12 protein-coding genes are annotated in these 12806 nt (G+C 63.2%); 6 read left to right on the forward strand and 6 right to left on the reverse strand.

What is annotated here, in order from left to right:
- Nucleotides 1–73: 73 nt before the first annotated feature.
- Both AC1TXO_RS19675 and cysK read right to left on the reverse strand, forming a co-directional pair.
- Nucleotides 74–1009, reverse strand: a complete 936-nt coding sequence (locus tag AC1TXO_RS19675) for an aspartyl/asparaginyl beta-hydroxylase domain-containing protein (protein ID WP_486403278.1) — start codon at nt 1007–1009, stop codon at nt 74–76.
- 162 nt (nt 1010–1171) lie between these two features.
- Nucleotides 1172–2146 carry a cysteine synthase A gene (cysK, locus tag AC1TXO_RS19680; protein ID WP_486403279.1) on the reverse strand — a complete coding sequence of 325 codons (975 nt, stop codon included), beginning with the start codon at nt 2144–2146 and terminating at the stop codon, nt 1172–1174.
- Between the two features lie 135 nt (nt 2147–2281).
- On the opposite strand from cysK, the gene AC1TXO_RS19685 reads away from it, so the two are divergent.
- The 5 genes from AC1TXO_RS19685 to AC1TXO_RS19705 all read left to right on the forward strand — a co-directional run bounded on the left by AC1TXO_RS19685 (nt 2282) and on the right by AC1TXO_RS19705 (nt 7825).
- Entirely contained in the window at nt 2282–3355 is a 1074-nt protein-coding gene (locus AC1TXO_RS19685; protein ID WP_486403280.1) for a DUF748 domain-containing protein, read from the forward strand.
- Nucleotides 3356–3566: 211 nt separating this feature from the next.
- Complete coding sequence (locus AC1TXO_RS19690) at nt 3567–4412, forward strand: AAA family ATPase (protein ID WP_486403281.1); 846 nt, start codon at nt 3567–3569, stop codon at nt 4410–4412.
- 10 nt (nt 4413–4422) lie between these two features.
- Nucleotides 4423–5601, forward strand: coding sequence for a vWA domain-containing protein (locus AC1TXO_RS19695; RefSeq protein WP_486403282.1), 1179 nt, complete (start codon nt 4423–4425; stop codon nt 5599–5601).
- 245 nt (nt 5602–5846) lie between these two features.
- Entirely contained in the window at nt 5847–6593 is a 747-nt protein-coding gene (locus AC1TXO_RS19700) for a hypothetical protein (RefSeq protein ID WP_486403283.1), read from the forward strand.
- A 275-nt stretch (nt 6594–6868) separates the two neighbouring features.
- Nucleotides 6869–7825, forward strand: coding sequence for an IS110 family RNA-guided transposase (locus AC1TXO_RS19705; protein WP_486406870.1), 957 nt, complete (start codon nt 6869–6871; stop codon nt 7823–7825).
- Nucleotides 7826–8046: 221 nt separating this feature from the next.
- Here AC1TXO_RS19705 and AC1TXO_RS19710 read toward each other — a convergent pair whose 3' ends face one another.
- Genes AC1TXO_RS19710 through AC1TXO_RS19725 form a run of 4 tightly spaced genes read right to left on the reverse strand, consistent with a single transcriptional unit; the run spans nt 8047 to nt 11739 of the window.
- Nucleotides 8047–8964, reverse strand: a complete 918-nt coding sequence (locus AC1TXO_RS19710) for a 5-oxoprolinase subunit C family protein (RefSeq protein WP_486403284.1) — start codon at nt 8962–8964, stop codon at nt 8047–8049.
- Complete coding sequence (gene pxpB / locus AC1TXO_RS19715) at nt 8961–9656, reverse strand: 5-oxoprolinase subunit PxpB (protein ID WP_486403285.1); 696 nt, start codon at nt 9654–9656, stop codon at nt 8961–8963. Before pxpB ends, AC1TXO_RS19710 begins: the two co-directional genes overlap by 4 nt.
- 10 nt (nt 9657–9666) lie before the next feature.
- Nucleotides 9667–10443, reverse strand: a complete 777-nt coding sequence (locus AC1TXO_RS19720) for a 5-oxoprolinase subunit PxpA (RefSeq protein WP_486403286.1) — start codon at nt 10441–10443, stop codon at nt 9667–9669.
- Nucleotides 10444–10452: 9 nt separating this feature from the next.
- The gene (locus tag AC1TXO_RS19725; protein ID WP_486403287.1) at nt 10453–11739 is read right to left on the reverse strand and encodes an MFS transporter; all 1287 of its coding nucleotides are present in this window, start codon (nt 11737–11739) and stop codon (nt 10453–10455) included.
- Between the two features lie 149 nt (nt 11740–11888).
- Here AC1TXO_RS19725 and AC1TXO_RS19730 point away from each other — a divergent pair, with 149 nt between their 5' ends.
- Entirely contained in the window at nt 11889–12800 is a 912-nt protein-coding gene (locus AC1TXO_RS19730; protein ID WP_486403288.1) for a LysR family transcriptional regulator, read from the forward strand.
- The last annotated feature ends 6 nt before the right edge of the window (nt 12801–12806 follow it).

The raw sequence follows: 12806 nt of genomic DNA on the forward strand, positions 1-12806 counted from the left end.
CGGAGCTTGGGCAACACCCCAGGTTACCCGGACCAGCCTCCTCGCGGGCAAACCCGCGAAGAGGCACGGCGAATCAGAACAACCAGCGATACAGCAGATAGGCCACCACCACCGCCAGCACCGGCCGCAGGATGCGGTAGGCCTTGGGGTTGGAGCGCTTGAACTGCTTCACATGGGTGCTGATCCGGTTGCTGAAGCGCTTGCTCCAGGCGTAGGCCTGGTTGATCCCGCCGACTCGCTCGTCGTCGGTGTTCTGCGGCGCAGTGGCGCGGCCGAGGAAGGCACTGACCTTGCGGTTGAGGCGGGTCATCAGCGGGCTGGTGAGCGGGCGCTCGACGTCGCAGAACAGGATCACCCGGGTCACGTCGGTTTCGTTCTTGACCCAGTGCACGTAGGTTTCGTCGAACATCACGTCCTCGCCGTCACGCCAGGCGTAGACCTGGCCATCGACGTAGATGCGGCAGTCGTCGGAGTTCGGCGTGGAAAGCCCCAGGTGATAGCGCAGGGAACCGGCGAACGGGTCACGGTGCGGGTTCAGGTGGCTGCCGCCGGGCAGCAGGGCGAACATCGCGCCCTTGACGTTGGGGATACGGCTGACCAGCTCGACGGTGCGCGGGCACAGCGCTTGGGCCGAAGGCAGCGGCTTGTCGTACCATTTCAGGTAGAAACGCTTCCAGCCCTTCTTGAAGAACGAACCGAAACCGGCGTCGTTGTCTTTTTCGGCTGCACGAATGTAGCCCTCGTCGAACAGGCGCATGGCCTCTTCGCGGATCTCCTGCCAGTTATCCTTGAGCACATCCAGCTCGGGGAAGCGCTGGCGGTCCAGGTAGGGCTTGGACGGTACGCCGGAGAACAGGTACATCAGGCTGTTGTACGGAGCGAACAGCGCCGAATGGTTGACGAACTGGCGCAATACCGGCAGGCGCGCCTTGCCGCGCAGGTGCACGTACAGCACGCTGCCGATGAACACCAGCAGGACACCTGCCTTGGCGACGAAGGAAAAGGTCATGCAACACTCCTTGAGGGGAAATCAGGCCATCCCCGGATAGCCGGACATGATAAACCCATCGAAGGCGGCTGCAAGCCACAAGCTGCTGGCCGGCGGATGAAGATCGCGGACGATTGACCCGGATCAGCACCGCCGGCTGGCTGTCTGCTGCAGTGATCGAGGTTACTGCTGGTTTTCCTGCTCGCTGAACAGGTCGCTGAACAGCATGCTCGACAGGTAGCGTTCGCCCGAGTCGGGCAGGATCACGACGATGGTCTTGCCCTGCATCTCCGGCTTCTCGGCCAGGCGCACCGCCGCCGCCATCGCCGCGCCGCAGGAGATGCCGCAAAGAATCCCCTCCTCCTGCATCAGGCGGATGGCCATGGCCTTGGACTCTTCATCGGTGACCAGCTCGACCTGGTCGACGATCGAAAGATCGAGGTTCTTCGGCACGAAGCCCGGGCCGATGCCCTGGATCTTGTGCGGGCTGGGCTTGAGCTCCTCACCGGCGATGGTCTGGCTGATCAGCGGCGACGCCGCCGGCTCGACGGCCACCGACAGCAGTGGCTTGCCCTGGGTGTGCTTGATGTAGCGCGACACGCCGGTAATGGTGCCGCCGGTGCCGACCCCGGCGACCAGCACATCCACCGCGCCGTCGGTGTCGTTCCAGATTTCCGGGCCGGTGGTCTTCTCGTGGATCGCCGGGTTGGCCGGGTTCTCGAACTGCCCGGGCAGGAAATACTGCGCAGGGTCGGAGGCGACGATCTCGTTGGCTTTCTCGATCGCCCCCTTCATGCCCTTGGCAGGTTCGGTCAGCACCAACTCGGCGCCCAGCGCCTTGAGCACCTTGCGCCGCTCCAGGCTCATGGAGGCCGGCATGGTCAGGATCAGCTTGTAGCCGCGCGCCGCTGCGACGAACGCCAGGCCGATGCCGGTGTTGCCCGAGGTGGGCTCGACGATGGTCATGCCGGGCTTGAGCTTGCCGCTGCCCTCGGCGTCCCAGACCATGTTCGCGCCGATCCGGCACTTCACCGAGTAGCCCGGGTTGCGCCCTTCGATCTTGGCCAGGATGGTCACCCCGCGCGGGGCGATGCGGTTGATCTGCACCAGCGGCGTGTTGCCGATGGAGTGGGCGTTGTCGGCGTAGATACGGCTCATGGCTGGGGTCCTTGGATCACTGGAAACAGGCGGGAAAGCCTCAAGGGTAAGCCTGCCCCGGCAGCCCGTAAAGCCCGTTCGAACCAAGCCCGGCGCGTGGCGGTCAACCGCACAACCTGCCCTGGAGAGCTTGCGATGAAAGCCCGTTATCGCTGGCCGCTGATCGGCCTGACCGGCCTGGTCGTGCTGCTGGTGGCCCTGCACCTGGCCCTGCCCTACCTGGTGCGCGACTACCTCAACGACAAGCTCGCCGACATGGGCGACTACCGCGGCCAGGTCGCCGACGTCGACCTGGCCTGGTGGCGCGGCGCCTACCAGATCAACGGGCTGAAGATCGTCAAGACCACCGGCAAGGTGCCGGTGCCGCTGCTCGACGCGCCGCTGATCGACCTGTCGGTGAGCTGGCATTCGCTGTGGTACGACCAGGCCGTGGTCGCCGAAGTGGCGTTCGTGCATCCCGAACTCAACTTCGTCGATGGCGGCAGCAAACAGAACTCGCAGACCGGCCAGGGCACCGACTGGCGCCAGCAACTGGAGAAGCTGCTGCCGATCACCCTCAACGAGGTGCGCATCGAAGACGGCACCCTGACCTTTCGCAACTTCAGCTCCAAGCCGCCAGTGAATCTCAAGGCCACCCAGCTTCAGGCCAGCATCCGCAACCTGACCAACGTGCGCGATGAAAAGGGCCGGCGCGACGCCAGCTTCGAGGCCACCGCCCTGATTGCCGGGGATGCCCGGGTCGAGAGCCGCGCCACCTTCGATCCGTTCAGCGACTTCGACGACTTCGAGTTCCGCCTGCGCGCCGAGGGCCTGGAACTGCGTCGGCTCAACGACTTCGCCAGTGCCTATGGCAAGTTCGATTTCAATGCCGGGCACGGCGATCTGGTGATCGAGGCCCAGGCCGAGAACGGCCGGCTCAATGGCTATATCAAGCCATTGCTGCGCGATGTCGATGTGTTCGACTGGCAGCAGGACGTCGAAGACAAGGACAAGGGCTTCTTCCGTTCGATCTGGGAGGCGGTGGTCGGTGCCAGCGAAACGGTGCTGAAGAACCAGCCGAAAAACCAGTTCGCCACCCGCGTCGAACTCAGTGGCAGCGTGCACCAGCAGAACATCAGCGCATTCGAGGCATTCCTGCAGATCTTGCGCAATGGTTTCGTCCGGGCGTTCAACGCCCGCTACGAGCAGCCGCCGCCCAAGGCTGACTGAAACCTGGGTGACGGGCCATTCAGGGACTGAATACCCGGTCTGCGTTTGCAGCTGCCTGGGGCCGCGTTATAGTCGGGGGCACACCAAAGACACCCGTTCTCGGTGCCGGCCTTTTCGCGGGCAAGCCCGCTCCCACAAGGTACCCTCCCCTGTGGGAGCGGGCTTTCCCCGCGATGAGGCCGCCACTGACACCGCGCAGAGGATCGGCTCCATGAAATTCGAAGGTACCCGCAACTACGTCGCCACCGACGACCTGAAGCTGGCGGTCAACGCGGCCATCACCCTCGAACGCCCGCTGCTGGTCAAGGGCGAGCCAGGCACGGGCAAGACCATGCTGGCCGAGCATCTGGCAGAATCTTTCGGTGCGCGCCTGATCACCTGGCACATCAAGTCGACCACCAAGGCCCACCAGGGCCTCTACGAATATGACGCCGTCAGCCGCCTGCGCGACTCGCAACTGGGCGTGGACAAGGTCCACGACGTGCGCAACTACCTGAAGAAAGGCAAGCTGTGGGAAGCCTTCGAGGCCGATGAGCGGGTGATCCTGCTGATCGACGAGATCGACAAGGCCGACATCGAGTTCCCCAACGACCTGCTGCAGGAACTCGACAAGATGGAGTTCTACGTCTACGAAATCGACGAGACCATCAAGGCCAGGCAGCGCCCGATCATCATCATCACCTCCAACAACGAGAAGGAGCTGCCCGACGCCTTCCTGCGCCGCTGCTTCTTCCACTACATCGCCTTCCCCGACCGCGAAACCCTGCAGCGCATCGTCGATGTGCACTACCCGAACATCAAGCAATCGCTGGTCAGCGAGGCACTGGACGTATTCTTCGATGTGCGCAAGGTGCCAGGTTTGAAGAAGAAGCCCTCCACCTCCGAACTGGTCGACTGGCTCAAGCTGCTGATGGCCGACAACATCGGCGAAGCGGTGCTGCGCGAGCGCGATCCGACCAAGGCCATCCCGCCACTGGCCGGCGCCCTGGTCAAGAACGAGCAGGACGTGCAACTGCTCGAGCGCCTGGCCTTCATGAGCCGACGCGGCAACCGCTGAGGGGCTGGCCATGCTGCTCAACCTGTTCAACGAAATGCGCGCGGCCAAGGTGCCGGTGTCGGTGCGCGAACTGCTCGACCTGCTCAACGCCCTGCAGCAGCGCGTGGTGTTCGCCGACATGGACGAATTCTACTACCTGGCGCGGGCGATCCTGGTCAAGGACGAGCGCCATTTCGACAAGTTCGACCGGGCCTTCTCCGCTTATTTCAAGGGGCTGGAAAATCTCGACCGGCATCTTGAAGCGCTGATCCCCGAGGAGTGGCTGCGCAAGGAGTTCGAGCGCTCGCTCAGCGATGAGGAACGCGCGCAGATCCAGTCGCTCGGTGGGCTCGACAAGCTGATCGAAGAGTTCAAGAAGCGCCTCGAAGAGCAGAAGGAACGCCACGCCGGCGGCAACAAGTGGATCGGCACCGGCGGCACCAGCCCGTTCGGCTCAGGCGGCTTCAACCCCGAAGGCATCCGTGTCGGCGACGCCGGCAAGCGCCAGGGCAAGGCGGTCAAGGTGTGGGACCAGCGCGAGTACAAGAACCTCGACGACCAGGTCGAACTGGGTACGCGCAACATCAAGCTGGCCCTGCGCCGCCTGCGCAAGTTCGCCCGCGAAGGCGCTGCCGAAGAACTCGACATCGACGGCACCATCGACCACACCGCCCGCGATGCGGGGCTTTTGAACATCCAGATGCGCCCGGAGCGGCGCAACACGGTCAAGCTGCTGTTGCTGTTCGATATCGGTGGCTCGATGGATGCCCACGTGAAAGTGTGCGAAGAACTGTTCTCGGCCTGCAAGACCGAGTTCAAGCACCTGGAGTACTACTACTTCCACAACTTCGTCTATGAGTCGGTGTGGAAGAACAACCTGCGCCGCACCTCCGAGCGCTTTTCCACCTTCGACCTGCTGCACAAGTACGGCGATGACTACAAGGTCGTGTTCGTTGGCGATGCCGCGATGGCGCCCTACGAGATCACCCAGCCGGGCGGCAGCGTCGAGCACTGGAACGAAGAGGCCGGGTACGTGTGGATGCAGCGCTTCATGGAGAAATTCAGGAAGATCGTCTGGATCAACCCCTACCCCAAGCAGACCTGGAACTACACCGCCTCCACCCAACTGGTGCGCGAACTGGTCGAGGACCGGATGTTCCCGCTGACGTTGCAAGGGTTGGAAGAAGCGATGAGGTATCTGTCGAAATAGCATCTTCTGCCACGGCCAGGATACCGTCAGGGGAATGGGGTTGAGCCCATGCTCGTTTGGTTGAAAGACAACCGCCTATCCGTGATGCACTCCGGCACGCTCGTAGAACGCGCTAAAACGATGGTTCCACGGGCTTGTTTCATGCGCTGCCCGCGAAACTTTTTCCAGGCAGTGACTGGTAGATTTGACAGTTACCTCTGGCAACGAACACCGCTACGGTATTCTCCCCACACGGAGATATCGGCATGTCAAAAAATAATGAGCTTTTTTTTACGTACGACATACGAAACTCGAAGGAGCCCTTGATGCACGTGGAGGGGCAAGGTCTGCTCGCGGCCAACGTGAACACCCTCTATTGGGGCATGGGGACAGGTGGCCGAGTGATGGCACGCTTCTTCAAGGACATCGAGAATGACATGACTCTGGTAGGCGTGGTACTGAATAACGGCGCGCGCTTGCAAAGCATCGTGAACACCCTGTCTTCCAGGCTCTGTACCACACCGCTGGATACCCTCATCGACCAGGATAACTACTATTACGTTGCGGAGAAAATCTCTTTACCCAATCGGATAGACATTAACTATGAGCGCATGCCGACGCCGGTCCAGGATGGGCCTCACGTTGAGCATGAGTTTGCGCTTGTAGCGCCTAAAAATACTGTTGTAACGACTGCAAGCATCCCTCAAACAAAGACCGCCCACCGAATCATTCACAGACGAGATTTTGACAACTACACATTGTTTGTGAAACTGGAAGGCTATGATCACTATTTTTACAAGGACGTGCCTTCCAAGCAGGCGGCAGCCTGTGTAGAACCTGGAGACCTTTTATCGTACCGGAGCCATCCGAGCGAATCCCTTTATCAGGTCTGGAGCAAGGAGTACACGCGGTTTGGGTCAACGCTGATTCATGCAGTGGGCAATTACTTCGAGTTCGAAGATCCGACCTATTCTCAGCACGCGCACAGACTCACAAAAACGTTTGAAATTTAGCTTTTGCAAGGCGAGAAAAACTGAGAGTAGCCTGTACCCGCCCTATCGCTGGGCAAACCCGCTTGTGTCTTGATAGGGGTTTAGAATCTGGAGTGAGAGCGGTGAATGGCAAGCTGAATGCCGCATGTGCCTTGAGCACGAGTGGGAGCACAAGCTGCCATTCACCGTTCCACTTTGGCGAGAGCCCGAACAGTTGGATGCGGCTCTGATCTCGAATCACAAGCGTGGGCCAAGCCAAAGTTCTCTCACTCTGTTGAGTCTAGGAGATTTTGGTGATGGTTTCCTTTGTGGGTATCGATGTTTCTCGTCGTACGCTGGACATAGCGGTCCGTCCCCAGGGCCTCAAGTTCAATGTCACCAATGATCTGGCAGGTTTCGAGGTATTGGTGGAGAGCCTTCGAGGTCTGAAGATCAAGCGTGTCCTGCTGGAGGCGACAGGCGGATACGAACGTGAGGTTCTGAGCTTTTTGCAGAGCGCTGGCTACAAGGTCATTCGCGTCAATCCCAGACGAGCCAGGTCGTTTGCCGAGTCCATGAATATCAAAGCCAAGACCGACGCCATCGACGCTGCGGCATTAGCGCATTTCGCCGAAGTTATCCCCGATAAACCGACTCTGCAGGTCAGTCCGCAGAGGGCGTTGCTGCGCGAGCTGCTGCAGCAGCGTGATCGGCTGGTCCAGCAGCGAGATGACGACAAGCGGCGCCTGAAACAGGCTCAGTCTGAGGTGGTTGCCAACTTCCTGAAGTCCAACCTTCAGCACTTCTGGTCTCAAATCAAGCAGATTGAGCATGAGATCGAGCTGCACACCGCAGGGCTGGGCGATGAACGAATTGCCCAGTTGGTCCAGGTCAAAGGTATCGGGCTGGTGACGGCTGGGAAGCTTGTGACGCTGTTGCCGGAATTGGGCCACGTGGAAACCCGAGAGATAGCCTCGCTGGTCGGGGTGGCACCTTTCAATCACGACAGTGGAACATCCGTAGGCAAGCGCTCGATCTCGGGAGGTCGGTTTGAGATAAGGCGCACGTTGTACATGTCGTGTCTGGTGGCTGTAAGGCACAACCCCTCGCTCAAGGCGAAGTACGAAGCACTGCGTGCACGAGGGAAGGTAGCCAAGGTCGCGATTGTGGCATGCATGAGAGCTTTCATCGTACGGCTCAATGCGATGCTAAGAACCGGTACTCCATGGCAGGATGTGGAACTGCCTCGATACGAGAGTGCAACGCCGACGTAAATCCGAACACAGTACGTGTGGGAGCGGGTTTACCCGCGAAGAAAGCACCGCGCTGCATGGCACGGGCTACGCCCGTGTTCGCGGGACAAGCCCGCTCCCACAGGAATTGGGCTGGCCTCTGGATTTTGAGCAAGACAGTTGCTCCCACAGATACCCCATTGTTCGCAAGGACGGTGGGGTATCTGTGGGAGCGGGCTCGCCCCGCGATAGGGCCCGATAGCTCACGCCCAGCGCTGCAGATACCTCTGCTGCTCGCGCCACGCTGTCTCCTGCACCACCGCCCTGAACCGCACCACCGCCCCCGGCATGCACTGCGCCAGTTGTGCCAGCGCCAGTGGCGTGAGGGCGCCCAGCCTCGGATAGCCGCCGATGGTCTGGCGATCATTGAGCAGCACGATCGGCTGCCCATCCGGTGGCACCTGCACCGCCCCCAACGGAATGCCCTCGGAAATCATCGGCGCGCCCTGGTAGACCAGTTGCGGCCCCAGCAAACGGCTGCCCATGCGGTCGGCACGGCTGTCCAGCGTCCAGTCGCTGTTGAAGGCCTCGAACAGGCTGGTACCGCTGAAGTCGCCGATCTGTGCGCCCATCACCAGGTCCAGTAGCGGCTTGGCCGGATACACCGGGCGCAGGGCTTCGGGCACTTCGCGCAAGGCCGGTGCGCCCTCGGCAAAGCGCAGAACCTGCCCCTTCGCCAGCACCTCACCGCGCCCCTCGATGCCCCCCAGCGCTTCACGCGCTACCGTCGAACAGCTGCCCAGCACCGCTTCGCCGGCAAAACCGCCGGGAGCGGCCAGGTAGGCACGTACACCCTGGCGCGGTTGCCGCAACGTCAGGCGTTGGCCCTTGTGCAGGGCGAAGCTGCGCCAGGGCGCCAGCGGCTGCTCGTCGACCCGGGCGTCCAGGTCGGCGCCAGCCAGGGCCAGTACGCAGTCCTGTTCGGCGAGCAGGCTGAACCCACCCAGCGCCACCTCCACCACTGGCGCGTCCAGCGTATTGCCCAGCAGCCAGTTGGCCCAGTTCATCGCCACCCAGTCCAGCGCTCCGCCCTGGGTCACGCCCAGGTGACGCACGCCCAGGCGCCCGCCGTCCTGCAACTGGCACAGCGCGGTGCTGGCTTCAATCCTCAACTGCCTCATGCCAGCGCCTCCATAGGGCGGTCATCGCCGCCCAGGGCCATGAATTCGGCGTGCGACACCGCCACGAACCGTACCCGGTCGCCCGGCTGCAGCAGGCTGTAGCCATCACGCTCGCGGTCGAACAGACGCACCGGCGTACGCCCGATCAGATTCCAGCCGCCCGGCGACACCGCCGGATAAGCGGCGGTCTGCCGTTCGGCGATACCCACGCTGCCCGCCGCCACGCGCTTGCGCGGCGTGCTCAGGCGTGGCGTGGCCAGGCGTTCGTCCACCAGCCCCATGAAGCCGAAGCCCGGCGCGAAGCCAAGGGCGAACACCGGGTAGTCGCGCTCGCTGTGCAGGCGGACCACCTCGCTTTCGCTGAGGCCGCTGCGCGAAGCCAGCAGCGCCAGTTCCGGCCCGACGCTGGCGTGGTACCACACCGGAATCTCGTGACGCCGACCGCTGTTGCCGGCATCGGGCTGCAAACCTTCCAGCGCCTTGCCGATGCGCAGGCGCGCTTCGCCCGGGGCCAGGTCCGACTGCAGCATCAGGGTGGTATACGAGGGCACCAGGTCGATCAGGTGCACGCCGAACGCAGCGCGCAGGCGTTGGCCGGCGGCAAGGATCCACGGCATGTTGGCCTCGTCGATGGCGTCGAACAGCCGCACCATCAGGCTGTCGATCGCCACCACTTCGATACGTGGCTTCATCGGTGCATCCTCATGGCTGCAGGGCATCGAGAGCCTGGCGGATCTGCCGCACGGCGGCCACCGAGCTTTCGTTGTCGCCATGCACGCACAAGGTGGCAGCGTTCAGCCGCAGCGCGCTGCCGTCGTTGGCCATCAACGTCTCGCCACGGGCCAGGCGTACGGCCTGCTCGACCACCAGCGCCGGGTCATGATGCACGGCGCCGGGCAGGCGGCGCGATACCAGGTGGCCGGTAGGTGTATAGGCACGGTCGGCGAAGGCTTCGAACCACAGCGGCACACCGATCTCGTCGCCCAGGGCCTGTGCAGCGCTGTCGTCGGCGGTGGCCATCAGCATCAGCGGCAGGCCTGCGTCGTAGGCGGCCACGGCCTCCAGCACCGCACGCAGCTTGTGCGGGTCGGCCATCATGTCGTTGTACAGCGCACCATGCGGCTTGACGTAGGCCACGCGGCCACCGAGCACCTTGCAGATACCGTCCAGGGCGCCAATCTGGTAGTGCAGCAGGTCGCGGATCTCGTCGTCGCTGCAGGCCATGGAGCGGCGGCCGAAGCCGACCAGGTCCGGGTAGGCCGGGTGCGCGCCGATGGTCACATCGTGCTGCAGCGCCAGCGCTACTGTGCGGCGCATGGTGCCGGGATCGCCTGCATGGTAGCCGCAGGCGATGTTGGCGCAGTCGACGAAGGGCATCACCTCGGCGTCCAGGCCCATGCGCCAGTTGCCGAAGCTTTCGCCCATGTCGCAATTGAGAAGCAGGCGGTTCACCTGTGGTACTCCTGTTGAGCTGTTCATAGGTCTACCTTATCGCGCCTTCAGTTCCTGGCCACGGGTTTCCGGCAGGCTCAGCGCGGCAACGATCACGATACCGTAGGAGACTGCAGCGAACGCACCGATGCCCAGGCCCAACGGGATCTTCTCGCCGAGCAGGCCGATCAACAGCGGGAACATCGCCGCCAGTACCTTGCCGATGTTGTAGCAGAAGCCCTGCCCCGAGCCGCGGATGCGGGTGGGGAACAGCTCGGTGAGGAAGGCGCCCATGCCGCTGAAGATACCCGAGGCGAAGAAGCCCAGCGGGAAACCCAGCCACAGCATCACGCCATCACTGACCGGCATCTGCGTGTAGAGCAGGACGATGACGAACGACCCCACGGCGAACAGGATGAAGTTCTTGCGCCGTCCCAGGACGTCGCTGAGGTAGGCGCTGATCACATAACCGATGTAGGAGCCGACGATGACCATGGCCAGGTAGCCACCGGTCCCGAGCACGCTCAGGCCGCGCTCGTTCTTGAGGAAGGTCGGCAGCCAGGAGGTGATGGCGTAGTAGCCGCCCAGGGCGCCGGTGGTCAGCAGCGAGGCGCGGATCGTGGTCCAGAGCATGCCGGGGGCGAAGATTTCGTAGAAATGCGAAGGCGCGTCGGGCTTTTCCGCGCTCTTGGCCTGGCGATAGACCTCCGGATCCTTGACCAGGCGGCGCACGAAGATCACGAAGATCGCCGGCAGCAGCCCCAGCAGGAACAGCGCGCGCCAGGCCTGTTCGGCCGGCAGCCAGGAGAACAGCAGCGCGTAGAGGATCGCGGTCAGGCCCCAGCCGATGGCCCAGCCGGACTGCACCATGCCCACTGCCTTGCCGCGGTCCTGGGCGCGGATCACCTCGCCGATCAGCACCGCACCGGCGGTCCATTCGCCACCGAAACCGAAGCCCATCAGGGTGCGGGCGATCAGCAATTGTTCGTAGCTCTGGGCAAAGCCGCAGAGGAAGGTGAAGAAGGCGAACCACAGCACGGTGAGCTGCAGGGTGCGCACGCGACCGATACGGTCGGAGAGGATACCGGCGATCCAGCCACCGATGGCCGAGGCGATCAGGGTGCTGGTGTGGATCAGGCCGGCCTCGGCGGTGCTGATGCCCCAGATCATGATCAGGGTGGGGATGACGAAGCTGAGCATCTGCGTGTCCATGCCGTCCAGGCCATAGCCGATCTTGCAGCTCCAGAAGGTGCGTCGTTGCTGGGAGTCGATGTCACGGTACCAGGCGAAAGGCCCGCCCGAGGATCGGGTGGCTGCCTGCTGCTGTACGCCGGTGGGGTTCATGGATACCTCGGCTTGTTGGTATTGTTGAGGAACGACTGCGGTCTCGCGGCCTGGGCGCTATTGTTCAAAGCCTGCGCAACCAGCGTCCAACGAGAAAAACCTTCGGTCTGGAACAAGAAAACCTGATCGCCCTGCCTTGCGAGCACACGATGAACCTGCGATTTCTCGAAACCTTCGTCTGGGTGGCCCGGCTCAAGAGCTTTCGCCTCACCGCCGAGAAGCTGTTCACCACCCAGGCCTCGGTGTCCAGCCGCATTGCCGCGCTGGAGGCGGACCTGGGCGTGAAGCTGCTGCTGCGCGACTCGCGCGGCGTCAGCCTGACCCCGGAAGGCAGCAAGGTGCTGGAGTACGCCGAGCGCATGCTCGACACCGCCAAGGCGATGAAGCAGTCGCTGGGCGGCGAGCGGGCGGTGATCGGACGGGTGCGCCTGGGCGTGATGGACACGGTGATCCACACCTGGATGAGTGCGCTGGTGGCCGAGTTGACCGAGCGCTACCCGCAGGTGGAGATCGAGCTGGTCGCAGACACCTCGCTGAACCTGCGCGACCAGTTGCAGAAGGGCTTTCTCGACGTGATCCTGCAGACCGACCTGCTGCGCCAGGAGAGCATCCGCAGCCTGGACCTGGCGCGCTACCCCATGGCCTGGATCGTCGCCCGCGGGTCGCCGCACCATCGCGACTACGCCTCGCTGGCCGAGCTCGGGCGCGAGCGGATCATCACCTTTTCACGCAACTCGCGGCCGCACCAGGAGGTGTTCAGCCTGTTGCAGGGCGCAGGCAGCGAGACGCCACGGCTGAACTGCGTGAACTCGGTGTCGGCGATCACCCGGCTGCTGCGCGACGGCTTCGGCATCGGTGCCCTGCCCCCGGCGCTGGTCGAGGCCGAGCTGGCACGCGGCGAACTGGTGATGCTGACCGGGCTGCAGCCCCCGCCCAGCCTGGAGCTGGTGGTGTCGTGGCAGACCGGGGTGGAACTGGTCGACGAGGTGGTGGGGTTGTGCCAGCAGGTGCTGGAACGCTACGCACAGGATGTCGGGGTGCAGCGGATCACGCTGGTCTGAGCCAGG

Source organism: Pseudomonas sp. FA117, assembly GCF_057370475.1.

Excerpts from the sequence above, each read along its gene's own strand:
- AC1TXO_RS19705 (WP_486406870.1), top strand. The coding sequence starts at position 6,869 with ATGGTTTCCTTTGTGGGTATCGATGTTTCTCGTCGTACGCTGGACATA.
- AC1TXO_RS19685 (WP_486403280.1), top strand. The coding sequence starts at position 2,282 with ATGAAAGCCCGTTATCGCTGGCCGCTGATCGGCCTGACCGGCCTGGTC.
- pxpB (WP_486403285.1), bottom strand. The coding sequence starts at position 9,656 with ATGAAGCCACGTATCGAAGTGGTGGCGATCGACAGCCTGATGGTGCGG.
- AC1TXO_RS19720 (WP_486403286.1), bottom strand. The coding sequence starts at position 10,443 with ATGAACAGCTCAACAGGAGTACCACAGGTGAACCGCCTGCTTCTCAAT.
- AC1TXO_RS19730 (WP_486403288.1), top strand. The coding sequence starts at position 11,889 with ATGAACCTGCGATTTCTCGAAACCTTCGTCTGGGTGGCCCGGCTCAAG.
- AC1TXO_RS19700 (WP_486403283.1), top strand. The coding sequence starts at position 5,847 with ATGTCAAAAAATAATGAGCTTTTTTTTACGTACGACATACGAAACTCG.
- AC1TXO_RS19695 (WP_486403282.1), top strand. The coding sequence starts at position 4,423 with ATGCTGCTCAACCTGTTCAACGAAATGCGCGCGGCCAAGGTGCCGGTG.
- AC1TXO_RS19710 (WP_486403284.1), bottom strand. The coding sequence starts at position 8,964 with ATGAGGCAGTTGAGGATTGAAGCCAGCACCGCGCTGTGCCAGTTGCAG.
- cysK (WP_486403279.1), bottom strand. The coding sequence starts at position 2,146 with ATGAGCCGTATCTACGCCGACAACGCCCACTCCATCGGCAACACGCCG.
- AC1TXO_RS19690 (WP_486403281.1), top strand. The coding sequence starts at position 3,567 with ATGAAATTCGAAGGTACCCGCAACTACGTCGCCACCGACGACCTGAAG.
- AC1TXO_RS19675 (WP_486403278.1), bottom strand. The coding sequence starts at position 1,009 with ATGACCTTTTCCTTCGTCGCCAAGGCAGGTGTCCTGCTGGTGTTCATC.
- AC1TXO_RS19725 (WP_486403287.1), bottom strand. The coding sequence starts at position 11,739 with ATGAACCCCACCGGCGTACAGCAGCAGGCAGCCACCCGATCCTCGGGC.